18 protein-coding genes and 1 pseudogene are annotated in these 23,032 nt (G+C 70.9%); 9 read left to right on the top strand and 10 right to left on the bottom strand.

Annotated features, from left to right (window positions below):
- The 3 genes and pseudogenes from BST11_RS27665 to BST11_RS28650 form a co-directional block, all read left to right on the top strand.
- A partial coding sequence (locus BST11_RS27665; RefSeq protein ID WP_483406806.1) for a PPW family C-terminal domain-containing PPE protein occupies window positions 1-978 on the top strand: 978 nt, incomplete at its 5' end.
- A gap of 168 nt (window positions 979-1,146) precedes the next feature.
- The gene (locus BST11_RS20315) at window positions 1,147-2,670 is read left to right on the top strand and encodes an HNH endonuclease signature motif containing protein (protein ID WP_083139744.1); all 1,524 of its coding nucleotides are present in this window, start codon (window positions 1,147-1,149) and stop codon (window positions 2,668-2,670) included.
- A gap of 74 nt (window positions 2,671-2,744) precedes the next feature.
- Window positions 2,745-2,936: pseudogene (locus BST11_RS28650) on the top strand (adenylate/guanylate cyclase domain-containing protein); the annotation flags it as partial.
- 22 nt (window positions 2,937-2,958) lie between these two features.
- Here BST11_RS28650 and BST11_RS20305 read toward each other — a convergent pair.
- The 4 genes from BST11_RS20305 to BST11_RS20290 form a co-directional block, all read right to left on the bottom strand.
- Window positions 2,959-4,407, bottom strand: coding sequence for a lipase maturation factor family protein (locus BST11_RS20305; protein WP_083139742.1), 1,449 nt, complete (start codon window positions 4,405-4,407; stop codon window positions 2,959-2,961).
- An 87-nt stretch (window positions 4,408-4,494) separates the two neighbouring features.
- Entirely contained in the window at window positions 4,495-8,724 is a 4,230-nt protein-coding gene (locus BST11_RS20300; RefSeq protein WP_083139741.1) for an alpha-(1->3)-arabinofuranosyltransferase, read from the bottom strand.
- A 163-nt stretch (window positions 8,725-8,887) separates the two neighbouring features.
- On the bottom strand, window positions 8,888-9,061 hold the full coding sequence (locus BST11_RS20295) for a DUF2613 domain-containing protein (RefSeq protein WP_066947240.1): 174 nt from the start codon (window positions 9,059-9,061) through the stop codon (window positions 8,888-8,890).
- A gap of 61 nt (window positions 9,062-9,122) precedes the next feature.
- Window positions 9,123-9,326, bottom strand: coding sequence for a hypothetical protein (locus BST11_RS20290; protein WP_083139739.1), 204 nt, complete (start codon window positions 9,324-9,326; stop codon window positions 9,123-9,125).
- Window positions 9,327-9,426: 100 nt separating this feature from the next.
- Between BST11_RS20290 and BST11_RS20285 the strand changes: the two genes are divergently transcribed.
- From BST11_RS20285 to BST11_RS20275, 3 genes are read left to right on the top strand one after another with little or no spacing between them, the layout of a single operon-like run.
- The gene (locus tag BST11_RS20285; protein ID WP_083139738.1) at window positions 9,427-10,572 is read left to right on the top strand and encodes a glycoside hydrolase family 3 N-terminal domain-containing protein; all 1,146 of its coding nucleotides are present in this window, start codon (window positions 9,427-9,429) and stop codon (window positions 10,570-10,572) included.
- A 55-nt stretch (window positions 10,573-10,627) separates the two neighbouring features.
- Window positions 10,628-11,278 carry a TetR/AcrR family transcriptional regulator gene (locus BST11_RS20280; RefSeq protein ID WP_083139736.1) on the top strand — a complete coding sequence of 217 codons (651 nt, stop codon included), beginning with the start codon at window positions 10,628-10,630 and terminating at the stop codon, window positions 11,276-11,278.
- Window positions 11,253-12,536 (top strand): chloride channel protein, encoded by a 1,284-nt coding sequence (locus BST11_RS20275; protein WP_244897727.1) that lies wholly within the window; start codon window positions 11,253-11,255, stop codon window positions 12,534-12,536. Before BST11_RS20280 ends, BST11_RS20275 begins: the two co-directional genes overlap by 26 nt.
- Here the strand turns inward: BST11_RS20275 and BST11_RS20270 are convergent.
- The gene (locus tag BST11_RS20270) at window positions 12,533-13,396 is read right to left on the bottom strand and encodes a MaoC/PaaZ C-terminal domain-containing protein (protein WP_083139733.1); all 864 of its coding nucleotides are present in this window, start codon (window positions 13,394-13,396) and stop codon (window positions 12,533-12,535) included. The two genes, BST11_RS20275 and BST11_RS20270, sit on opposite strands and share 4 nt — an antisense overlap.
- Before the next feature lie 5 nt (window positions 13,397-13,401).
- Window positions 13,402-14,766, bottom strand: a complete 1,365-nt coding sequence (locus BST11_RS20265; protein WP_083139732.1) for a 3-oxoacyl-ACP reductase — start codon at window positions 14,764-14,766, stop codon at window positions 13,402-13,404.
- A 141-nt stretch (window positions 14,767-14,907) separates the two neighbouring features.
- On the opposite strand from BST11_RS20265, the gene BST11_RS20260 reads away from it, so the two are divergent.
- Complete coding sequence (locus BST11_RS20260; protein WP_083139731.1) at window positions 14,908-16,218, top strand: acetyl-CoA C-acetyltransferase; 1,311 nt, start codon at window positions 14,908-14,910, stop codon at window positions 16,216-16,218.
- A gap of 298 nt (window positions 16,219-16,516) precedes the next feature.
- Here the strand turns inward: BST11_RS20260 and BST11_RS20255 are convergent, their stop codons facing one another.
- Complete coding sequence (locus BST11_RS20255; RefSeq protein ID WP_083139729.1) at window positions 16,517-18,352, bottom strand: acyl-CoA dehydrogenase; 1,836 nt, start codon at window positions 18,350-18,352, stop codon at window positions 16,517-16,519.
- Between the two features lie 201 nt (window positions 18,353-18,553).
- On the opposite strand from BST11_RS20255, the gene BST11_RS20250 reads away from it, so the two are divergent.
- Both BST11_RS20250 and BST11_RS20245 read left to right on the top strand, forming a co-directional pair.
- Window positions 18,554-19,573 (top strand): isopenicillin N synthase family dioxygenase, encoded by a 1,020-nt coding sequence (locus tag BST11_RS20250; protein ID WP_083139728.1) that lies wholly within the window; start codon window positions 18,554-18,556, stop codon window positions 19,571-19,573.
- Between the two features lie 50 nt (window positions 19,574-19,623).
- Window positions 19,624-20,112 carry a flavin reductase family protein gene (locus BST11_RS20245; protein ID WP_083139726.1) on the top strand — a complete coding sequence of 163 codons (489 nt, stop codon included), beginning with the start codon at window positions 19,624-19,626 and terminating at the stop codon, window positions 20,110-20,112.
- Between the two features lie 4 nt (window positions 20,113-20,116).
- On the opposite strand, the gene BST11_RS28005 is transcribed toward BST11_RS20245, so the two are convergent.
- The 3 genes from BST11_RS28005 to BST11_RS20235 are packed head-to-tail and all read right to left on the bottom strand — an operon-like array spanning window position 20,117 to window position 22,989.
- A complete protein-coding gene (locus tag BST11_RS28005; RefSeq protein ID WP_169834937.1) occupies window positions 20,117-20,272 on the bottom strand; it encodes a hypothetical protein in 156 nt (51 codons plus the stop codon).
- A 29-nt stretch (window positions 20,273-20,301) separates the two neighbouring features.
- A complete protein-coding gene (locus BST11_RS20240) occupies window positions 20,302-21,048 on the bottom strand; it encodes a succinate dehydrogenase/fumarate reductase iron-sulfur subunit (protein WP_083139725.1) in 747 nt (248 codons plus the stop codon).
- A complete protein-coding gene (locus tag BST11_RS20235) occupies window positions 21,049-22,989 on the bottom strand; it encodes a fumarate reductase/succinate dehydrogenase flavoprotein subunit (RefSeq protein WP_083139723.1) in 1,941 nt (646 codons plus the stop codon).
- Window positions 22,990-23,032 lie beyond the last annotated feature (43 nt).

Below are 23,032 nucleotides of genomic sequence, written 5' to 3'. Positions count from 1 at the left end.
GGGGGCTCCGGTGGGTTCCAGCTGCCCACGCCCGCCGAAATCTGGGCGATGATCTTCGGCCCCGACGGCGAGCGTTTTCCCGGCCAGGGCCAACCGAATTGGAGCCCCGCGGAATACCTGCAGAACCTGCCCAATTTCATCAGCGGCAACGAGCAGGCCCTCGGCTACCTGCAAACGAACCTCCCCCAGGTCCTGACCAACCCCGCGCAGCTTCCCGCCCTGCTCTCGTATTTCGTTGCCTGGCAGACCTTTCGCGCCGTCAACTGGACGCTGCGCACACTGCGTTTCATCGTCCAGACCGCCCCGCTGCTGCTGCCGGCCGTGCTCAACCTTGCCGCCACCAACCTGGGCGGGCTGGCCGGCCTCTCGGGCCTGGCCGCGCTGGGCCAACCGGTCGCGCCCGTCCCCGTCGCGGCCGCCCCCGCGGTCTCGCCGCAGCTGCCGCCGGTGGCGTTCATGGCCGCGCCCGCCCTGGCGCCCGGCCCCGCGCCGATCCCGGCGGCCACGCCCGCACCCGCCGGCCCGGCTACCGTCCCGGCCGCCGCACCCGCGGCGCAGGTGGCGGGTGTCGAGGGCTTCGGGTACCTGGTGGGCGGCCCCGGGCCCGGCTTCGGGCCGACGCTGGGCGCCCGCATCCGCGCCGGGGAACCCGCCCCGGATTCCGCCGCTGCGGCGGCCGCCGCGGCTTCGGCGGCGCGCCGCGATCAGGCACGGGCCGCCCGACGCCTGGAGACGGTCATCGACCGCGGGTACCGCTACGAGTACCTCGAGGCCGACGATGAAACGGTGATCGCCGGCGGGACAGCCGGTTTGGAGCGCCGTGCGCAGTCCGGACACGGTGCGGGGGCGATGGGGTTCGCCGGAACCCTGCTGAGAACGGGCGCGGAGCCGGCGGGTCTGACCACGATGGCCGGTGACGCGTTCGGCGGGGGGCCCGAGCTGCCGATGGTGCCGGGCACCTGGACAGACGAGCAGTGATCCCCCAGGCGGCCGTGGTGGCCGCCTTCGGATGCATGCGGGCGCGGGCCCCGGGCCGATGGCTGCCGCGGCGGTGGCCTGGGACGGGCTTGCCGGTGAATCGGGGCGCTCCGACCCATGCACCTAGGCCCCGGGCTGTTGTCGTAGGCGTGTGGCATACTCGAACGTATGTTCGATCCGATGAATCGGGCGGAGGTGATCGCCCACTTCGATGAGGAGTTCGAGCGGTGTTATCCGTCGGCGACGGCGGCCTCGGCGGCGCTGCTGGAGCGCATCGCCGCGGCGGCGCGCGCGGAGAACCGGGCGGCCGCGGCGCAGTTGGCGTTGATCGGGGAGTTGTTCGCCTATCGGCTCTCGCGCTGCTCGGAGACCGAGGGCTGGGCGATCGACACGATGGAGGCGGTGGCCGCCGAGGTGGGTGCGGCGTTGCGGATCAGCCAGGGTTTGGCGGCCAGCCGGTTGCGGTATGCGCGGGCGATGCGCGAGCGCCTGCCGAAGGTCGGTGAGGTGTTTGCCGCCGGCGATATCGATTTTCGGGTGTTTCAGCTGGTGGTGTATCGCACCGATTTGATCGAGGATCCCGACGTGCTGGCCGCGGTGGATGCCACACTGGCCGCCCATGTGGGGCGCTGGCCGTCGCTGACGCGGGCCCGGCTGGCCGCCCAGGTGGACAGGGTCGTGGCCAGGGTGGATCGTGATGGGCTGCGCCGCCGCCACGCGCGCCAGCAGGATCGCCAGGTGTGGATCGGTGATGTCGGGGAGGGCATGGCCGCGGTGGAGGCCAGCCTGTTTGGTGTCGACGCGCGCGCGCTCGATCAGCGGTTGAGCGCGCTGGCGGCCACGGTGTGTGCCCACGATCCGCGCACGGTTGCCCAGCGGCGCGCCGATGCGTTGGGGGCGCTGGCCGGTGGGGCGGATCGGCTGGGCTGTCGCTGCGCGCGGTCGGAGTGTCCCGCGGGGGGCCGGGCGGGCGCGTCGGCGGTGGTGGTGCATGTGATCGCCGAGCAGGCCAGCCTCGACGGGCGCGGCGGCGCCGGGGGCTCGCTGTGGGGCGCCGATGGGTTGATCCCGCCGGAGCTGATCGCCGAGCTTTCCACCACCGCCAAACGGGTGGCGTTGGTGCATCCCGCCGACGCGGCCCCCGAGCCGGGTTATGTGCCCTCGAAAGCGCTGGCCGATTTTGTGCGCTGCCGGGATTTGACCTGCCGCTGGCCCGGCTGTGATCAGCCCGCCGCCCGCTGCGAAATCGACCACACCATCCCCCACGCCGCTGGCGGGCCCACCCACGCGGGCAACCTCAAATGTTTGTGCACCACCCATCATTTGGTGAAAACGTTTTGGGGCTGGACCGAAAAGCAGCTGCCCGACGGCACGCTGATCTTCACCTCCCCGTCCGGGCAGACCTACGTCACCACCCCCGCCAGCGCGCTGCTGTTTCCCAGCCTGTGCCACGCGGTGGGCGGCATGGGCTGCGTGGAAGCCGACCCGGCCCCACCGCCGCCCAGCGCCGAGCGCACCGCCATGATGCCGCGCCGCCGGCGCACCCGCGCCCAAGAGCGCGCCTACCGGGTGGCCACCGAACGCCACCACAACCGCGCCGCCCGCCAAGCCCACCCGACCCGACAACCGCACACCGGCGACTACTTCGCCCTACCCCCACCCACCGACGACGAAGATCCACCCCCATTCTGATTGCCGGGCAATCGATTTAAGCCGGGGCGGCCACGAACAGGCGGCACTCGCCCGGAACAGCGCGCCCTTTTCGGCAACTCAGCAAAAACATCGGTGACGCGATTGTTCTCACCGGCCGGACCGTTGACGCACTGGCTTCGCGACCGGCGGCGCTCACCGACCGGGGGTTTCATGCGCTGAAGGGAAAATCAGCGGCGGTGCGGGTCTTCGGCCTCGACCCACGGGACGAAGCCATCTCGGGCCGACCCCTCGCACAGCCCCGGTAGCGGACGTCGACACTGCCCTCACTCAGGCGGCACCCGGCGACGACACCTTGCCCAGCGTCATGGGAAACACGTACCCGCCGATCAGCGTGCGATGCCACCACGCGCGGTCGCGCCGCAGCTCCGCGGCGGTGGTGAACCGGTACTGGTAGAGCTGTGCGCGCACGTACCGCGGCGGCGAATCCGGGAAGGGGTTGTGCCGCAACAGGCGCAGGGTCGCCCGATCGTTGCGCAGCAGCCGCTGCATGAACGGCCTCAACCACGGCTGCGCGTAGCCGGGCGAGATGGCCGCGAACCACATCAGCCAGTCCAGCCGCAGATGATAAGGCGCCCACTGCCGGGGCAGGCGACGCACACCACCGGGCTTGCCCTTGAACTCGTATTCCTTCCAGACGGTTTCGCGGGTGATGTGCGGTTCGTCGGTGCCCTCGATCACCACCTCCCGGCGCACCCGGCCGATGCTGCCGAACGCGCCGTAGGTGTTCACCAGATGAAATGGGTTGAACGACATGTTCATTCGCTGCCGCGGCGACAGCATGTTGCGCACCGGCCAGTACGTCAGGACCAGCACCGCGGCGGCGAACGAAATCACCAGACCGGCGAACCACGTCGGCGGCGGCGCCCAAGCCGGATGCGCGGGTACGGCGAAAAGCGTTGCCAGCGCGGAATCATCGATGGCGCTGAAAGCCAACACGATCGTCACCCAGTTGAGCCAGGCGAAATTGCCCGAGGCCACCAGCCACAGCTGGGTGATCACCACGATTCCCGCCGCCGCGCTGGCCACCGGCTGCGGCGCGAACAACCCGAACGGCACGATCAGCTGGGCGAAGTGGTTGCCCGCCACCTCGATGCGGTGCAGCGGCTTGGGCAGGTGGTGGAAGAACCAGCTCAACGGCCCCGGCATGGGCTGTGTCTCGTGGTGGTAGTACAGGCACGTCAGGTCGCGCCAGCACGGGTCGCCGCGCATCTTGATCAGCCCGGCACCGAATTCGACCCGGAACAGCAGCAGCCGCGCCATCCACAGCGTCAGCACCGGCGGCGCCACGTCGTCGTTGCCGAGAAAGACCATCAGGAAGCCCGCCTCCAGGAGCAGCGACTCCCAGCCGAACCCGTACCAGGTCTGCCCGACGTTGACGATCGACAGGTAGAGCACCCACAGCGCCAGCCACATCAGCATCGCCGCCCACAGCGGAACCGCGTCGGCCGCCCCGGCCACGATGGCGGCCGACAGCGCCGCGCCCAGCCACGACAGGCCCGCGAACAGCCGATCCGAATAGCGCAGGTGAAAAAGGCTGGGCGCCCGCCAGAACGACTGCCTGGCCAGGTAGCGCGGTATCGGCAGGATCCCGCGTTCGCCGATGAGGGCCCGGAACTGCAGCGCGGCCGCGACGAACGCAAACACATAGATGCCCGCGACGCCGCGCTCCAGGACCAGCCGGCCCAGCCAGTATTCGGGTGCCGAAAACCATCCCATGGCCGCAACTCCTCGGACGTGTGGCGATCACACCGAGCCGTGTAACCAGTCAACCAGCAGTAAAACCGCTCGCCAACACCCCGGCCGTCATTCGTCGCGCGGGTGCGCCACCGCCACGACCGAAGAGGCAAGCACCGCAAGCGAAATCAGCGCCAGCAGCTGCACGGTCGCCGAATGCCCGGCGTAGCCGTCGACCGACCGCCAGGGATGCCGGGACAGCACGGCCCCGGCGAGGATCAGCCCGCCCGCGCCGAGCGCGACGGTCGCGCCGTCGCGCCACCCCCGGTCGCGCAGCGCGTACCGCAGGCCCAGGGCGGCGCCGACGACGACGGCGCCGACCGCGCCCGCGACGACCGCCCCGGCGGCCAGCACGGCAACCGCCGCCCAGCGTCCCGACGGCCACGGTCGCGCGGGTGCGTCGTCGCCGCCCCCGCGCCGCGTGCGCCAGAAGGCGAGCAGGACCAACAGGGGCAGCAACGCCAGCCCGACCGCCAGGCCCGCGCGGTACAGCGAATTGTCGGCGAAGGTCAGCGTGATGGTCCCGGGGTCCCCCGGCGGCACGACCCAGCCCTGTTGCCAGCCGTTGACCGCAACGGGCGTCAACCGGGCCCCGCTGCCCGTGCGCGCGACCCAGCCTGGGCTGATGCTCTCCGGGATGACCAGCAGCCGGGGGCCCGGGGACGCGGGGGCCCGCACCTCGCGGCGGCTCGGACCCCACGTACCGGTATGGGCGACAACGGGAATGGCCTCGGGGATCCGGGCGGCGGCCGGCGTCGACAGCCGGGCCCCGTCCACGATGAACTGCGCCCCCGGGCTGATCAAGAGCTCCTGCCGGCCCGCCGGCAGCATGATCGGCTCGGCTTCGCACGGCACCGCGGCCACGGGCCCGCCGTCCAGCAGCGCCCCCACGGTGGTGTGGATGGAGGTGCGCACGAAGCGGCCCGCGACCGCGATGACCGGCCCGCGCACGTCGCCGTCGCAGCCGACGACGACCTCGCGCGACCGGTCGCGGTCGGCGTCGGCCTGCGCGATCGGCCCGCCGTCGGCGCCGAGCGCCGCGACCTCGGCCAGCCCCGGCGGCTTGAGCTGATCGAAACCCAGGGCGTTGCGGTCGATGATGTCTTCCCAGTCGAGCAGGCTGATGCTGACGGTGTCGGTCACCCGCGGCCGCAGCGCCAGCGTGGTAGCCGCGTCACCCTTCTTCAATTCCCGGACCTGCGGGCCGTCGCCCAGGTTGACGGCCACCACCGTCGGGTGCGCGGGCAACGCCGACCGGCTGGGCGCCAGGCGCACGCCCGCGACCTCGGTGGCCCGCGGCAGCCTGAGCGTCAGCGTCGGCGGCGACTTGTGTTGCACGACGCGCTGCGGCGCCGTCCACGCGGTGGCCGGGTCGCCGTCGGTGGCCGCGTACGCCGAGCCCAGGATGTCCACCACGTCGGAAGCCCCTTGGGCCCGAGCGGTATTCGGCTCCGCAACCAGATCGGCCAGCTTGGGTCCCTGGCGGGGCCGCACCCACACCGTCGGCGTCACCGGCACCGGGGTCGGCACGGTCAGGGTGCGGCTGAAGTTGACCGGTTCCTCCGGCGCCAGCGCCATCGACGCCGCGCAGCGCACGCCGTCGGGCCCCTGGGCGCAGCCCGGCCTGCCGAGCAGTTCCGACCCCAGGTCCCAGGCCGCCACCGTCGCGCCGGGCGGCGGCCCGGGTACCTGCACGGTGTGCCGCAGGGTGACGGGATGGGCGAACCCGGAGGCGTCGTACTGGGTGATCGACAGGTCGGTGATGCCGAACTGCACGCCGGGCGACCCGTCGTCGGTGCCGGCGGCGGTGACGCGCACCCACGGGGTTTCGCCATAGGGCAGCGCCACCGCGAGCGGCTTGCCGGGCTCGTCGAACCGCAGGGTGGTGCTGCCCGTGGCGGTCTCGATCAGGATGCGGCGCACCTGGGCGCCGACGGCGGTCGCGCTGGGCGTGATCGTGATGGCGCCGTTGCTCACCGGGTGGTCGAAATCGACCCGCAGCCACTGCCCGACGGCGGACTGCAGCGCGTTGGACACCCACGCGGTGCCCGAGTCGCCGTCGATCGCGGCGGCGGGCGAGGTCGCGGGTGCGACGTCGGGCATCGCGGTGGAGTCCGACGAGGAGCTCGACACCGTGATCCGGCCGCCGCTCCAGGCGCCGAACACCGGGTCGGCGCCCGGGACCGGATAGTCGGGCACCCGGTTGAAGGTGTGCCGCGCGTCGCCGGCGGCGCGGATCGCCGACGAATGCTGGTCGACGCGGCCGTAGTCGGTCTCGCGGGCCACCGGGGTGTCGGTGAGCGTGACGAGCGGGACCGGCAGCCCGGCGCCGCGGGCGTCCGCCAGATCCGAGGTCATCAGCACCGGGCCGAGCGGCGGCTGACCCAGAAGCCGCCGGCGCTCGTCGAGCCGCAGCAGCGCCTCGGGACCGCCCGCGACGCGCGCCAGCCGGTCGGCGTCGACGAAATACGGCGCGCCGGCGTCGCCGGCGGCGGTCACGCGGTAGATCTCAACCGCGGGATACCGCGGCCGCAGCCCGCCGTCGGCGACGAAACCCGCCAGCGTGCCGGGCCCCACCGGCGCGCCGAACTGCGCCACCTTCTGCAGGCGGGGCGACCCCTCGATCGCTCGGTGCACCAGGATCGGGCGCGCCGAGCGCGACGTCTCCGGGTCCAGGTCGTTGCGCAACACGAGATACGAGATGCCTTGGCGGGCAAGGGTATCGGCCAGGCCCACCGACGGCTGGCCGGCGGCGAAAAGGCGTTGCACCGAATCGAGCGCCCGGATGGTCTGCGGCGGCGTCAACGGGATGGAGTCGCGCACCCCCCACGGGCTGGCGCCCAGCACCTGCAGCGGCTCGTCGTGGCTGGTGCCCCACACCTGGGTGGCGAACGGCGCCCCGGGGACCACCAGCACCCGCCCCGGGTGACCTCCGCCGGCCGCGGCGACGTTGTGTTCGGTGAGCCAGTCGGCGGTGTCGTGCCAGTACTTGGGGATCGCGCTAAATGCGCCCGGCGGGGCGAGCCGACCGGTCCACGCCAACGACGTGCTGACCGCCAGCGCCGCCAGGATCACGACCGTCACCGCGACCCGACGGTCCCGCTCGGGGTGGGCGAACGCGCGCAGCCACGCGGTCACCGGCGCGCTGCCGGGAAGGGGCACCCGGCCCAGCAGCTGCGCGATGCCCAGCGCCAGCGGGATCCGGACCACCGAGGCCAGCTTGTGCACGTTGCGCAGCGGCGCGCCGGCGGCGTCCAGGAACGTCTGGACCTGGTGCGCCAGCGGCGAGCCCAGGCCGCCGCCGTAGCCCACGGCCATCAGCACCACGCCGACCAGCAGCATCGCCACCAGCCGTCCGCGCGCCGGCGCCCCCCGAGAACCCGAGCCGGCCAGCCCGGCCAGCCCGGCCGCCGCGACCAGGCAGGTGCCCAGGACGGCGGCCGACCCGGTCACCAGCGGCGCGCCGGCGGTCGCGGTCGGCGCCACGTACGGGGTCCAGGCGTCGGTGCCGCGCAGGATCTCGGTCAGCGACGACCACTGCGTCGTCACGCCGGAGGATTCGATGAAGTCCAAAAACGGCGGGCTGACGTGGCGCAGGCAGACCAGCGCCACTACCCACCACAGCGTGGCCAGCACCAGGGCCGCCAGCCACCACGCGGTGTAGCGCCACCACCGGCGATTCGGCCGGTGGCACGCCCACCAGATCACCGCGGGCAGGCAGCCGGCCAGCGTCGCGATCGCGTTGACGGCGCCCATCAGGGCCACCGCCAGCCCGGCCCGCGCGGCCAGCGCTCGCGTTGTCGTGCCCGCCGCGCCCGTCGAAGCGCGCAGCGCCAGGATCGTCGGTAGCAACACCCACGGCGCCAGCATCATCGGCAACGTCTCCGACGAGATCGATCCGAGGGTGGTCAGCACCGGCGGCGACGGCGCGAACGCCGCCGCGCCGATCACCCGGGACGCCGGGCTGCCGATCCCCAGCGCCTCGGCGACCCGCAGCAGCCCCCAGAACCCGACGGTGAGCAGCAGCGCCCACCACAGCCGCTGGGTGATCCAGCCCGGCACCCCCAGCGCGTGGCCGGCCAGGAAGAAGGTGCCGTGCGGGAACAGGTAGCCGTAGGCCTGATTCTGCGTCTGCCCGAACGGCAGCTCGCTGTTCCACAGGTTCGTCGCGCGGGCCAGGAAGCGCAGCGGGTTGGCGGTGAGGTCGAGCTTGGTGTCCGGGGAGACCTGGCCGGGGGACTGGGCGAACGTCAGCGCCAGCGCGACGGCGCCGACCAACAGCAACCACCGCCGTGACAGCGCGGCGACCGGCGAGCAGGCCGACGCACCGGAACCCGATGGCGGCGACCCGTCCCCCGCAAGCGGGCGGTGCCCCCAGCGCCCGGCGCCGCGCTTGCGATCGCCGCCCGAACCCGATGGCGGCGACCCGTCGCGCCCGGCTTCGCCGCGCTTGCGGTCGCCGCTAGCTACGGTTGCCGTACTCGACCCGGTTGAGCACTGACGACTGCGGATCGCCCCCGGGGAGTGGCGGCTTCGTGTCCTGCTGCACCATCAAGGTGACTCCGAAGATCGCGGCCGCGCCCAGCAGCAGACCGACCACCACGCTCGCGGCGGCGGGCGCAATGATCCGGTTCATAAGCGCCAACCTAGCAGAAGGGCGGGTCGACCCCCGGACGGCGAGTCGTCCCCACCGTGCGTCACCAATGCAGGCAGTGCCCGTGAAAACACCGGTCGCCGTAGTTGACCAGGTACGGCGCCGGCAGGTTGCGCGGGGCCGGCGGGCTCTGCGCCGGCCCCGCGCGCTGGCCCTCCACCGCCAGCGTCGCGCCGACGGTCGCGGCGGCGCCGATCGACAATCCCACCGCGATGCCGGCCGCAGCGGCCAACGAGATCCCGGCCATCGCCGGCTCCTCCCTGCCAGGCAAATGGGCTTGCTGGGCAACCTACCGCTGATGCCCCCTGGGGCCGGGGACGAAACGCCCGCCGTGACAACATGTCCCGATGGCTTTCCCACGCACCCTGGCCGTGCTCGCCGCCGTATCGGCGCTCGTCGCCGGCTGCGGCCACCACGCCCGCCCCGGCGCCTCACCGGCCCCGGCCGGCAGGCCGGCGGCCGCGCCACCGGTGTGCGCCGACCCGGCAAGCGTCCCGGCCAAGCTGTCCGTCCGCGACAAGCTGGCCCAGCTGCTGATGGTCGGGGTGAAGGACGCCGACGACGCCCGCGCCGTGGTCAGCAACCAGCACGTCGGCGGCATCTTCATCGGTGGCTGGACGGACCTGTCGATCTTCAAGGGCGCGCTGGGCGACCTCGAGCGCACGGCGGGCCCGCTGCCGCTCGCGGTCAGCGTCGACGAGGAGGGCGGCCGGGTATCGCGGTTGAAGTCGCTGATCAGGACGGCCCCGTCGGCTCGGGAGCTGGCGCAGACGCAAACACCCCAGCAGGTCCACGACCTCGCCGCCGACCGCGCCAAGAAGATGCGCGACCTCGGCATCACCATCGACTTCGCCCCGGTCGTGGACGTCACCGACGCCCCCGACGACGACGTGATCGGGGACCGGTCGTTCGGCGCGGACCCGCAGGCCGTCACCACCTACGCCGGGGCGTACGCGCAGGGCCTGCGCGCCGGGGGCCTGCTGCCGGTGCTCAAGCACTTCCCCGGCCACGGGCACGGCTCCGGCGACTCGCACACCGGCGGCGTGGTCACCCCGCCGCTCGCCGACCTGCAGGCCGTCGACCTGGTGCCCTACCGGACGCTGGTGACCGCGGCGCCGGTCGCCGTGATGGTCGGCCACCTGCAGGTCCCCGGCCTGACCGGCGACCAGCCGGCCAGCCTCAGCCGCGCCGCGGTCCAGCTGCTGCGCACCGGGACCGGCTACCACGCCCCGCCGTTCGACGGCCCGGTGTTCAGCGACGACGTGTCCAGCATGGCGGCGATCTCCGACCGCTACGGCGTGCCGGAGGCGGTGCTGCGCACCCTGCAGGCCGGCACGGACGTCGCGCTGTGGGTGACCACCGACGAGGTGCCCGCCGTCCTGGACCGCCTGGAGAAGGCGGTCGGCGGCGGGGAACTGGCGATGGCGGCCGTCGACGCGTCGGTGGTGCGGGTGGCGACGATGAAGGGCCGCAATCGCGCCTGTGGCCACTAAGGGGCCGCATCGTCGTTACCCTGTAGTCAGATAGACGGGCTAGAAAGGCGAAGCGATGGCGGGTGGTACCAAGCGGCTGCCGCGTGCTGTGCGCGAACAGCAGATGCTGGATGCCGCCGTGCAGATGTTCTCGGTCAACGGCTACCACGAGACCTCGATGGACGCCATCGCCGCCGAGGCGCAGATCTCCAAGCCGATGCTGTATCTGTACTACGGCTCCAAGGAGGACCTGTTCGGCGCCTGCCTGAACCGCGAGATGACCCGGTTCATCGACGTGGTGCGCGCCGACATCGACTTCGATCAGGGCGCCAAAGACCTGCTGCGCAACGCCATCGGGTCGTTCATGCGCTACATCGACGCCAACCGCGCCTCGTGGATCGTGATGTACACCCAGGCCACCAGCTCGCAGACGTTCGCGCACACGGTGCGCGAGGGGCGCGAGCAGATCATCGATCTGGTCGCGGGGCTGATGCGGACCGGCAGCCGCACCCCGCGGAGCGACGCCGAGTACGAGATGATGGCCGTCGCGCTGGTGGGCGCGGGCGAGGCGATGGCCACCCGGCTCACCAGCGGCGACATCGACGTCGACGAGGCCGCCGGGCTGATGATCGACCTGTTCTGGCACGGCCTCAAGGGCACGCCGGAGGAGCGGGAGGCCGCCGCGTCGCTGCCCGATGCCGGTGGACCCAGCGCGGTCGCCGGCTAGCCCCGGCCGGCCGCCCCGCCGCGACGTCGAGTTCTTCTGTGCCGTAGTCATTGTCGGGTTGCTGGCCGGGTTCGCCGGGTTGGCGACGACGGCGGTCCTGCGCTTCGTCGAACACGCCACGTACCGCTACGATTTCGGCACGCTGCTGGCCGGGATCACCGACGCCGGCCCGGTCCGCCGCGTCGTGGGGCCGGTGGTCGGCGGGGCGCTGGCGGGGCTGGGTTGGTGGATCCTGCGGCGCCGGGCCGACGTGCCGCCGCTCGCGGGGACCATCGACCGTCGCGATCGCATTCCGCGACTTGCCTGGAGCGTCGACGCCGTGTTGCAGGTGCTGCTGGTCGGCTCGGGGGCCTCCCTGGGCCGGGAGGGCGCGCCACGCCAATTCGCCGCGGCCCTAGGCGATTTCGCCACCGTGTGGTTGACACGGCTGTCCGGCTCCGACCGCCGGATCCTGCTGGCGTGCGCGGCGGGCGCCGGGCTCGGTGCGGTCTATGCCGTCCCGCTGGCCGGCGCGCTGTTCGCGGCGCGGATCCTGCTGAACACGTGGCAGCCGCGGGCGGTGGGCGCGGCGCTGCTCACCTCGAGCCTGGCCGTCGCGGTCGGCTCGACGGTGACCCACGATCAGCCCAACCTGCCTTGGCCCAGCGCCGAGTCGACGTACCTGCTGACCGCGCACGGGTTGATGCTGGCGCCGGTGGCCGTCGCGGTCGGATTGGCGTTCAACCGGCTCATGGCGGCCGCGCGCCCGGCCCGCACCATGCGGACCTGGGTGCTGGTCCCGGCCCTGGCCGCCGCGGGTGTGGTGATGGGCGTCTGCTCGCACTGGTGGCCGGAGCTGCCCGGCAATGGGCGCAGCATCCTGACCGTCAGCCTGGCCAGCGGCATGACGCTGACCGCGGCCGCGGCGATCCTGGTGCTCAAGCCGCTGTTGACGGCGCTGTTCCTGCGTGCGGGCGGGGCGGGCGGGATGCTCACCCCGTCGCTGGCCACCGGCGCGGCGGCGGGTTCGGTGCTGGTGCTGGCGATCAACTGGGCGGCCGGCACGCACCTGCACCCCCCCGCGGTGTCGCTGGCCGGGGCGGCCGGGGTCCTCGCGGTCACCCAGGGCTCACCGGTCTGGGCCGCGATCTTCGTCTGGGAGCTCGCCCACCCGCCGCCCTGGCTGTTCGTTTTCTTCCTGCTAACCGCCTGCGGCGCATACGGATTGAAGGTGCTGGCGCTGGGCCGGCGACCACCCGGCCCCACCCATGAGGGCTAGAGCGCGCGCACGCTGCCGGTCAGGTGCGGGTAACCCTTCGTGATGTGGCGCAGCGAGAGGTCCCAGCCCCCGTCGGAACCATCGTGGCCGTCGTCGATGTAGAGCCCGGCGGTGGCGGGCAGCACGAGCGGCTTGCCGAACCGCACCGAGTACTGCACCTGGTCGGGCAGCCGGGCCTCGATGTTGGCCAAAACCGCGGCCGCGCTGAACATCCCGTGCGCGATGACCGTCGGGAAGCCGAACAGCTTGGCCGCGATCGGGTTGGTGTGGATCGGGTTGTGATCGCCGCCGACGACGGCGTAGCGGCGGATCTGCCCGGGGCTGATCCGCAGCACGGTGCTGGGCGGCGGCAGCTTCGGCTGCTTCTGCGGCGGCGGCTTGGGCTCGTCGGACAGGCTGGTGCGCTGCTGGTGCAGGAAGGTGGTCACCTGGTGCCAGGACGGGTCCTCGGCATCACCGCCGACACTGATGTCCGTCACGAGATCCACCAGCAGCCCCTTGCGGTGTTCGCGAAGGTTCTCGGCGTGCACGCGGACCCCGACGGTGTCGGTCACCGCGATCGGGCGGTACTGGGTGATGCGGTTCTCGGTGTGCACCGATCCCATTGCGGCGAAAGGAAAGTCGAAGCCGGTCGCCAGGGACATCACCGCCGGAAAGCTCAACGTGAACGGATACGTCAGCGGCACATGGTTGTCGTAGCGCAGGCCGGTGACCCTCGCGTACTCGGCTACGTTCGTTTGGTCGATGGGCAGTTCCTCGACGGTCACGGTGCGGCTGGGCAGCCGGTCCGGGCGGGGCACGAGCGGCAGCGCCCCGGCCGCCGCGCGCAGCATGTTCTTCAGGCCGCTTGGCTGGTTCATGACGGTCAGGCTCCCAGCATCGCCTGGCCGCAGACGCGAATGACGTTGCCGGTCACCGCGTTCGACGCCGGGCTGGCGAAGTAGGCGATGGTCTCGGCGACGTCGACCGGCTGCCCGCCCTGCAGCAGCGAGTTCATCCGGCGGCCGACCTCGCGGGTGGCCAGCGGGATGGCGGCGGTCATCTGGGTTTCGATGAACCCCGGCGCGACGGCGTTGATCGTGATGCCCTTCCCGTAGAGCTTCGGCGCCAGGGCCTGGGTGAGGCCGATCATCCCGGCCTTGGTGGTGGCGTAGTTGGTCTGCCCGCGGTTGCCCGCGATGCCGGCCATCGACGACAGGCCGATCACCCGGCCCCCTTCGCCGATGCTGCCGTTGCCGATCAGTCCCTCGGTAAGCCGTTGTGGGGCAAGCAAATTGACCGCCAGCACGGCGTCCCAGCGGTCGTCGTCCATGTTGGCCAGCAGCTTGTCGCGGGTGATGCCGGCGTTGTTGACCAGTATGTCGGCGTGCCCGGCGTAGTGGTCGCCGAGGTGCTCGGTGATCTTGTCGATGGCGTCGTCGGCGGTGACGTCCAGCCACAACGCGGTCCCCCCGACCCGGCTGGCGGTTTCGGCGAGCGCCTCGGCGGCGGACTCCACGTCGATCGCGACGACGCGGGCGCCGTCGCGGGCGAACACCTCGGCGATCGTCGCGCCGATGCCGCGCGCGGCGCCGGTCACGATGGCCACCTTGCCGTCCAGCGGCCGGTCCCAGTCGGCCGGCGGCGTGGAGTCGGCCTCCCCGACGTAGAACACCTGGCCGTCGACGTACGCCGACTTCGCCGACAGGATGAACCGCAGGGTGGATTCCAGGCCGGTCGCGGCGGGTTTGGCGTCCGGCGAGAGGTACACCAGCTGCACCGTCGACCCGTTGCGCAGCTCCTTGCCCAGCGAGCGGGTGAAGCCCTCCAGGGCACGCTGCGCGATGCGCTCGTCGCTGTCGGCCGCGGCGTCGGGGGTGGTGCCGACGACCACGACGCGCGCGTTGTGGGCCAGGTTCCGCAGCACGGGCGTGAAGAACTCGTGTAGGGCCTTGAGCCGGGCCGGCGTGGTGATGCCGGTGGCGTCGAAGACCAGGCCGCCGAACCGGTCGGCCCACCGACCGCCGAGGTTGGCGCCCACCACTTCGTAGTCCGTGTCCAGCGCCGCGCGCAGCGGTTCGGCGACCCGGCCCTCACCCCCGATCAACAGCGAACCGGTCAGCGGGGGATCGCCGGGCCGGTAGCGGCGCAGCGGCTCGGGTTGCGGGATGCCGAGCTGCTTCGCCAAAAACGAGCCGGGGCCGGAGTTGACGACCTGTGAGAACAGGTCGGACGAGCGCTTGGGGGCCACTGAGCTGCCTTCCATGTCGTTCTAGGTTTGAGACGTGCCGTACAGGGCAACCGTATCGGGCACAAACTTACTTCGGAGTAAGAACAGTGAGTAGTATGGCCTTCAACGGCCGGTTCCAAACTGATGTAGCGGAGAAAAACAGTGGCCCCTGCAAGTTCACAGACCCGGCGGCGAGTCGCCGTGCTGGGTGGCAATCGCATCCCGTTCGCGAGGTCCGACGGCGCCTACGCCGACGCGTCCAACCAGGACATGCTCACCGCGGCCCTCGACGGGTTGGTGGACAGGTTCGGGCTGACCGGCGAGCGCCTGGGCGTGGTCGTCGGCGGCGCCGTGCTCAAGCACAGCCGCGACTTCAACCTGACGCGCGAGTGCGTGCTGGGTTCGGCGCTGTCGTCGTACACGCCGGCTTTCGACATCCAGCAGGCCTGCGGCACCGGGCTGCAGGCGGCGATCGCCGCGGCCGACGGTGTGGCCTCCGGCCGCTACGAGGTCGCCGCCGCCGGCGGGGTGGACACCACCTCGGACCCGCCGATCGGACTGGGCGACAACCTGCGCCGCCAGCTGCTGAAGCTGCGCCGGTCCAAGTCCACCCTGCAGCGACTCAAGCTGGTGGGCACGCTGCCCGCCACGCTCGGGATCGAGATCCCGGCCAACAGCGAGCCGCGCACCGGGTTGTCCATGGGTGAGCACGCCGCCATCACCACCAAGCAGATGGGGATCAAGCGTGTCGACCAGGACGAGCTGGCCGTGGCCAGCCACCGCAACATGGTCGCGGCCTACGACCGCGGCTTCTTCGACGACCTCGTCACGCCGTTTCTGGGGCTCTACCGCGACGACAACCTGCGGCCCAACGCCAGCACCGAGAAGCTGGCGACGCTGCGCCCGGTGTTCGGCGTCAAGGCCGGCGACGCGACGATGACGGCCGGTAACTCCACCCCGCTGACCGACGGCGCCTCGGTCGCGCTGCTGGCCAGCGAGGAGTGGGCGGCAGCGCACTCGTTGCCCCCGCTGGCCTTCCTGGTGGACGCCGAGACCGCCGCGGTCGACTACGTCAACGGGCGCGACGGCCTGCTGATGGCGCCCACCTACGCGGTGCCGCGGCTGCTGGCCCGAAACGGGCTGAGCCTGCAAGATTTCGACTTCTACGAGATCCACGAGGCGTTCGCGTCGGTGGTGCTGTGCCACCTGCAGGCGTGGGAGTCCGAGGAGTACTGCAAGGAGCGGCTCGGCCTCGACGCGGCGCTGGGGTCCATCGACCGGTCCAAGCTCAACGTCAACGGTTCGTCGCTCGCGGCCGGTCACCCCTTCGCCGCCACCGGCGGGCGGATCCTCGCCCAGGCGGCCAAGCAGCTTTTCGAAAAGAAGCAGGAAAACAAGGACGGCACCGTGCGGGCGCTGATCTCGATCTGCGCCGCCGGCGGGCAGGGCGTCGCGGCGATCCTGGAGGCCTGACCGCAAAGCGTGCCCGGGGACGCAGATGAATTCCGTCACACGCGGTTACGACCGCGACCCACGGGGTATTCGAGCGTGCGGATGGCCCCGTGTTGTGGTCTGACCCCCCGACCCCGACTCAATACGGGGCATCCCTGAAGTTGACCGCCCGTCGGCGGCCACGAAGCGCCGGGCGTACGAAAAGGGCCGCCGCTGGAGTGAGGGGATCCAGCGGCGGTCTTTTTGGGACGCCCGACGCAGACAAAAACCCCGCTTCCTGCCGGAAGCGGGGTTTTTGCTCAATCCCGTAGCGGGCGCGTCAGAAAGCGGCCTCGTCGAGCTCCATGATGTCGTTGTCCAGGGTCTCGACGATCTCGCGGGTTGCGGTCAGCAGCGGCAGGAAGTTCTTCGCGAAGAACGATGCCACCGCGATCTTGCCCTCGTAAAAGGACCGCTCGGCGCCGCTGGCGCCGTCGTCGAGCGCCTGCATGGCCACCGCGGCCTGACGCTGCAGCAGCCAGCCGATGACCAGGTCGCCGACGCTCATCAGGAACCGCACCGAGCCCAGGCCCACCTTGTAGAGGCTGGTGACGTCCTCCTGGGCGGCCATCAGGTAGCCGGTCAGGGTGGCCGCCATCGCCTGGACGTCGGCCAGCGCCTTGCCCAGCAGCTCACGCTCGGTCTTCAGCCGGCCGTTGCCGGACTCGCTGTCGACGAACTGCTGGATCTCGCCGGACACGTGGGCCAGCGCCACACCCTTGTCGCGGACGATCTTGCGGAAGAAGAAGTCCTGCGCCTGGATGGCCGTGGTGCCCTCGTAGAGCGAGTCGATCTTCGAGTCTCGGATGTACTGCTCGATCGGGTAGTCCTGCAGGAAGCCGGACCCACCGAGCGTCTGGAGGCTCTCGGTCAGCTTGGCGTAGGCCTGCTCGGAACCCACCCCCTTGACCACCGGCAGCATCAGGTCGTTGACCTTGACCGCCAGGTCGGCGTCCACCCCGTGCAGGGCCTCGGCCACGGCCGCGTCCTGATAGGTCGCGGTGTAGAGGTACAGCGCGCGCAGGCCCTCGGCGTAGGCCTTCTGCGTCATCAGCGACCGGCGGACGTCGGGGTGGTGCGTGATCGTCACCCGCGGCGCGGTCTTGTCGGTCATCTGCGTCATGTCGGCGCCCTGCACCCGCTCCTTGGCGTATTCCAGCGCGTTGAGGTAGCCCGTCGACAGCGTGGCGATCGCCTTGGTGCCGACCATCATGCGGGCCATCTCGATGACCTCGAACATCTGCGCGATGCCGTTGTGCACCTCGCCGACCAGCCAACCCTTGGCGGGCACGCCGTGCTGGCCGAAGGACAGCTCACAGGTGGCCGAGACCTTCAGGCCCATCTTGTGCTCGACGTTGGTGACGAAGACGCCGTTGCGCTCGCCGGGCTCGCCGGTCTCGGGGTCGAACAAGAACTTGGGCACGATGAACAGCGAAAGACCCTTGGTGCCGGGGCCCGCGCCCTCGGGGCGGGCCAACACCAGGTGGACGATGTTCTCGAACAGGTCGCCGGAGTCGGCGGAGGTGATGAACCGCTTGACCCCGTCGATGTGCCAGGAGCCGTCCTCCTGCTGGACGGCCTTGGTGCGGCCGGCGCCCACGTCCGAACCGGCGTCCGGTTCGGTGAGCACCATGGTGGCGCCCCAGCCGCGCTCGGCGCACAGCATCGCCCACTTCTTCTGCTCCTCGGTGCCGAGGTGGTAGATGATGTTGGCGAATCCGGCGCCGCCGGCGTACATCCAGACCGCGGGGTTGGCGCCGAGGATGTGCTCGTGCAGCGCCCATACCAGCGGCTTGGGCATCGGCATGCCGCCCAGCGCCTCGTCGATGCCGGCCCGGTCCCAGCCGGCCTCCTGCACCGCGCGCACCGAGTCCTTGAACGCCTCGGGAAGCGTGACCGAGTGGGTCTCCGGGTCGAAAACCGGCGGGTTGCGGTCACCCTCGACAAACGACTCCGCGACCGGCCCCTCGGCCAGCCGGCTGATCTCGGTGAGCATTTCCTGGGCGGTGTCGACATCCAGGTCGGCGTAGTCGCCTTGACCTAAAGCCTTGTCAACGCCGAAGACCTCGAACAGGTTGAATACCTGGTCTCGGACGTTGCTTTTATAGTGGCTCACTACGTTCCTCCTCGTTGAGAGTGCCACTCGTGGTTGGGTACTAGGGCTAAGTTACCCACCAGTAACCCGTCTAAAATATAACGGTTGTCGAGACCTAGGCAAGCGAGTGTGAGCTAGATTTCATCGTCTAATTAACCAACCGGTTGGGAAGTCGCGGCTCGGCGCGCCAAAACCTCGTTCACCTGTGAAGATGATGGACCTATGACGGGCGTGGGCAGCGTCACAGCATTGCCGGTGGTGGACCTGCGGGCCGCGACCGGGCCGCTGCGCGAGGGCCTGCGCGAGGCCGCGCACGGGGTCGGGTTCTGCTATCTCGTAGGCCACGGGGTGGCCGACGAGCTCGCCGGCCGGGTGCTCGCCGCGGCGCGCCGGCTGTTCGCGCTGCCCGACGCCGACAAGGACGCCGTCGCGATGGTGCGCAGCCCGCACTTTCGCGGCTACACCAGGCTGGGCGGCGAGCTGACCCGCGGCCGGGTGGACTGGCGCGAGCAGATCGACATCGGGCCCGAACGCCCGCCCATCGGCGGGCCCGGCCGGCCCGACTACCTGTGGCTGCAGGGTCCCAATCAGTGGCCGGCGGCCCTGCCCGAGCTGCCCGGGATCGTCGCCGAGTGGGACGCGGCGCTGTCGGCGGTGGCGCGCACGCTGCTGGGGCACTGGGCGGCCTCCCTGGGCAGCCCGCCCGACGTGTTCGACGCCGCCTTCGCCGACGCGCCGGCCACGCTGATCAAGATCATCCGGTATCCCGCCCGCGCGGCGGGCGCGCAGGGCGTGGGTGCGCATCGCGACGCCGGGGTGCTCACCCTGTTGTTGGCCGAACCGGGCAGCGGCGGCCTGCAGGTGCGGGGCGGCAAACACTTTGATGGCGGCTGGATCGACGTGCCGCCGCTGCCGGGGGCGTTCGTCGTCAACATCGGCGAGCTGCTCGAGGTGGCGACCGGCGGCTACCTGAGGGCCACCGAGCACCGGGTGAACCTCAACGGCGCCGAGCGGATCTCGGTGCCGTACTTCTTCAACCCGCGCCTGGACGCGCGGATCCCGGTGCTGTCGCTGCCCGCCGCGCTGCGCGGGCGCGCCCCGCGGGTGGATGACCCGTCGGACCCGATCTTCTCGGTGTACGGCCGCAACGCCTGGAAGAGCCGGTTGCGGGCGCATCCGGATGTGGCCGCCGCGCATGGCTACTCGGTGGGTTGTGGCGACGGCTCGGCACCCGTTGGGTAGGGTCGCTGCAGGAGAAAACCGTCTCGACGTCGAGGGGCGAATCAGGTCCGGTGAACTCATCGAACAAACTGACACCGTCGTCCCTGCGCGACGCGTTCGGGCACTTTCCGTCCGGGGTCGTGGCGATCGCCGCCGAGGTCGAAGGGGTGCGAGAAGGCTTGGCGGCCAGCACCTTCGTACCGGTTTCGCTCGAACCGCCGCTGGTGTCGTTCTGTGTGCAGAACACCTCGACGACGTGGCCCAAGCTCAAGGGCGCCCCCATGCTGGGCATCAGCGTGCTCGGCGAGGTCCACGACGAGGCGGCGCGCGCGCTGGCCGCCAAGACGGGCGACCGGTTCGCGGGCCTGGAGACGGTGTCGCGCGGCAGCGGGGCGGTCTTCATCAAGGGGACCGGCCTGTGGCTGGAGAGCGCGATCGAGCAACTGATCCCGGCCGGTGACCACACGATCGTGGTGTTGCGGGTGAGCGAAGTGACGGTGGACGCCGAGGTGGCGCCCATCGTGTTTCACCGCAGCACTTTCCGCCGACTCGGCGTCTGAGCGGCTAGGCGCGGTGGCCCAGCTCCTCCCGGTAGCCGTCGACGCGCCGCTCGATCTCGGCGGCGTCCTCGTGCCGGCCCTCCTTGTGCGCGAGCTCGGCACGCACCGACAGCTCGTGGATCGCGGTGCGGATCTCGTTGATGCTGGTGGTTCCTCGCATGGGTCTCGGGTACCCGGTGCGGTCCGGCGTTAACGGCGGAACAGCTTGTTGCCCAGCCACACCACGGGGTCGTATTTGCGGTCCGCGACGCGCTCTTTCATCGGGATCAGCGCGTTGTCGGTGATCTTGATGTTCTCCGGGCAGACCTCGGTGCAGCACTTGGTGATGTTGCAGTAGCCCAGTCCGTGCTCGTCCTGGGCGTCGTTGCGGCGGTCGCGGGTGTCCAGCGGGTGCATTTCCAGCTCGGCGATGCGCATCAAAAAGCGCGGACCGGCGAACGCCTTCTTGTTCTCCTCGTGGTCGCGGATCACGTGGCAGACGTTCTGGCACAGGAAGCACTCGATGCACTTGCGGAATTCCTGGGAGCGCTGGACGTCTTCCTGCGCCATCCGGTACTCCCCGGGCTGCAGGTCCTTGGGCGGCGCGAAAGACGGGATCTCGCGGGCCTTTTCGTAGTTGTAGGAGACGTCGGTGACCAGGTCGCGGATCACCGGGAACGTCCGCAGCGGCGTGACGGTGACGACCTCGTCCTCGGCGAACGTCGACATCCGGGTCATGCAGAGCAGCCGGGGGTAGCCGTTGATCTCCGCCGAACACGAGCCGCACTTGCCCGCCTTGCAGTTCCATCGCACCGCCAGGTCGGGGGTCTGGGTCTGCTGCAGGCGATGGATGATGTCGAGGACGACCTCACCCTCGTTGACCTCGACGGTGAAGTCCTGCAACGCGCCGTCGGCGTCGTCGCCGCGCCACACCCGCATCTTCGCGTTGTAGGTCATTTACTTCTCCGTCCTGGTGGCCCGACCCGGGTGTCCGCCGAGCTCTTCGTCGGTGTAGTACTTCTCCAGCTCGGAGATCTCGAACAGTTCCAGCAGGTCGGGCCGCATCGGCGTCTGATCCTTCTTGGTGATGGCGATGTCGGGGACCACCTCGTCGCCGCCGGCCGCCTCGCACACCAGCAACACCTTCCGCCACGACGCGTCCATCGACGGATGGTCGTCGCGGGTGTGCCCGCCGCGGCTCTCGGTGCGCTCCAGCGCGGCCTTGGCGACGCACTCGCTGACCAAAAGCATGTTGCGCAGGTCGATGGCGAGGTTCCACGCCGGGTTGTACCGGCGATGCCCCTCGACGTGGAGGTTCTTGAACCGCTCACGCAGCTTGCCCAGGCGCGCCAGCGCCTCGCCGATCTCGTCGGCGTTGCGGATGATGCCGACGAGGTCGTTCATCGACTGCTGCAGTTCCAGCTGCAGGGTGTAGGGGTTCTCCCCGGGGCCGCCGTTCGCCGGCGGGTCGAAGGGGGCCAGCGCCCGCTTCGCCGCCGCGTCGACGGCGCCCTCGCTGATCGCCGGGCGGCTGCCCAGCGCGCGCACGTAGTCGGAGGCGCCCAGCCCGGCGCGCCGGCCGAACACCAGCAGGTCCGACAGCGAGTTGCCGCCCAGCCGGTTGGAGCCGTGCATGCCGCCCGAGCACTCCCCGGCGGCGAAGAGCCCGGGCACCGTGGCCGCGCCCGTGTCGGCGTCGACCTCGACGCCGCCCATCACGTAGTGGCAGGTGGGCCCGACCTCCATCGGCTCCTTGGTGATGTCGACCCCCGCCAGCTCCTTGAACTGGTGATACATCGACGGCAGGCGCCGATTGATCTCCGCCGGCGTCAGCCGCGAGGCGATGTCGAGGAAGACGCCGCCGTGCGGGCTGCCCCGCCCGGCCTTGACCTCCGAGTTGATCGCGCGCGCCACCTCGTCGCGCGGCAGCAGGTCGGGCGTGCGGCGGGCCGAGTCGTTGTCCTTGAGCCACTGGTCGGCCTCTTGTTCGGTCTCCGCGTACTGGCCCTTGAACACCGACGGGATGTAGTCGAACATGAACCGCTTGCCGTCGGAGTTCTTCAGCACCCCGCCGTCGCCGCGCACGCCCTCGGTGACCAGGATCCCCTTGACGCTCGGCGGCCACACCATGCCGGTCGGGTGGAACTGGACGAACTCCATGTTGATCAGCGACGCGCCCGCGCGCAGCGCCAGCGCGTGGCCGTCGCCGGTGTACTCCCAGGAGTTGGAGGTCACCTTGAACGACTTGCCGATGCCGCCGGTGGCCAGCACCACCGCGGGCGCCTCGAACAGCACGAACTGGCCGCTCTCGCGCCAGTAGCCGAACGCCCCGGCGATTCGCCCACCGTGTTCGGGGCCGTCCTTGAGCAGCTCGGTGATCGTGCACTCGGCGAACACCCGGATCCGCGCCTCGTAGTCGCCGAGCTCGGCGTAGTCCTCCTGCTGCAGCGACACGATCTTCTGCTGCATGGTGCGGATCAGCTCGAGGCCGGTGCGGTCGCCGACGTGCGCCAGCCTCGGGTAGGTGTGCCCGCCGAAGTTGCGCTGGCTGATCTTGCCGTCCTTGAGGCGATCGAACAGCGCGCCATAGGTTTCCAGCTCCCAGACGCGGTCCGGCGCCTCCTTGGCGTGCAGTTCGGCCATGCGCCAGTTGTTGAGGAACTTCCCGCCCCGCATCGTGTCGCCGAAGTGGGTCTTCCAGTTGTCCTTCGGGTTGGTGTTGCCCATGGACGCCGCGCATCCGCCCTCGGCCATCACCGTGTGGGCCTTGCCGAACAGGGATTTGCACACCACCGCGACCTTGAGGCCGCGCTCGCGCGCCTCGATCACCGCGCGCAGCCCCGCGCCGCCGGCACCGATCACGACCACGTCGTAGGAGTGCCGTTCGACCTCAACCATGAAATCCTCGCTAAGCTTATCCGGGATATTCTCGAAATGGCTT

Origin of the sequence: Mycobacterium alsense (assembly GCF_002086635.1) — a bacterium.
Taxonomy (GTDB): domain Bacteria; phylum Actinomycetota; class Actinomycetes; order Mycobacteriales; family Mycobacteriaceae; genus Mycobacterium; species Mycobacterium alsense.
This window is presented reverse-complemented; position numbering and strand designations above follow the sequence as displayed.

Coding starts and splice junctions, on each gene's coding strand:
- BST11_RS20280 (WP_083139736.1), top strand. CDS start 10,628: ATGGCGGGTGGTACCAAGCGGCTGCCGCGTGCTGTGCGCGAACAGCAG.
- BST11_RS20240 (WP_083139725.1), bottom strand. CDS start 21,048: ATGACCTACAACGCGAAGATGCGGGTGTGGCGCGGCGACGACGCCGAC.
- BST11_RS20290 (WP_083139739.1), bottom strand. CDS start 9,326: ATGGCCGGGATCTCGTTGGCCGCTGCGGCCGGCATCGCGGTGGGATTG.
- BST11_RS20315 (WP_083139744.1), top strand. CDS start 1,147: ATGTTCGATCCGATGAATCGGGCGGAGGTGATCGCCCACTTCGATGAG.
- BST11_RS20305 (WP_083139742.1), bottom strand. CDS start 4,407: ATGGGATGGTTTTCGGCACCCGAATACTGGCTGGGCCGGCTGGTCCTG.
- BST11_RS20235 (WP_083139723.1), bottom strand. CDS start 22,989: ATGGTTGAGGTCGAACGGCACTCCTACGACGTGGTCGTGATCGGTGCC.
- BST11_RS20250 (WP_083139728.1), top strand. CDS start 18,554: ATGACGGGCGTGGGCAGCGTCACAGCATTGCCGGTGGTGGACCTGCGG.
- BST11_RS20270 (WP_083139733.1), bottom strand. CDS start 13,396: ATGAACCAGCCAAGCGGCCTGAAGAACATGCTGCGCGCGGCGGCCGGG.
- BST11_RS28005 (WP_169834937.1), bottom strand. CDS start 20,272: ATGCGAGGAACCACCAGCATCAACGAGATCCGCACCGCGATCCACGAG.
- BST11_RS20285 (WP_083139738.1), top strand. CDS start 9,427: ATGGCTTTCCCACGCACCCTGGCCGTGCTCGCCGCCGTATCGGCGCTC.
- BST11_RS20295 (WP_066947240.1), bottom strand. CDS start 9,061: ATGAACCGGATCATTGCGCCCGCCGCCGCGAGCGTGGTGGTCGGTCTG.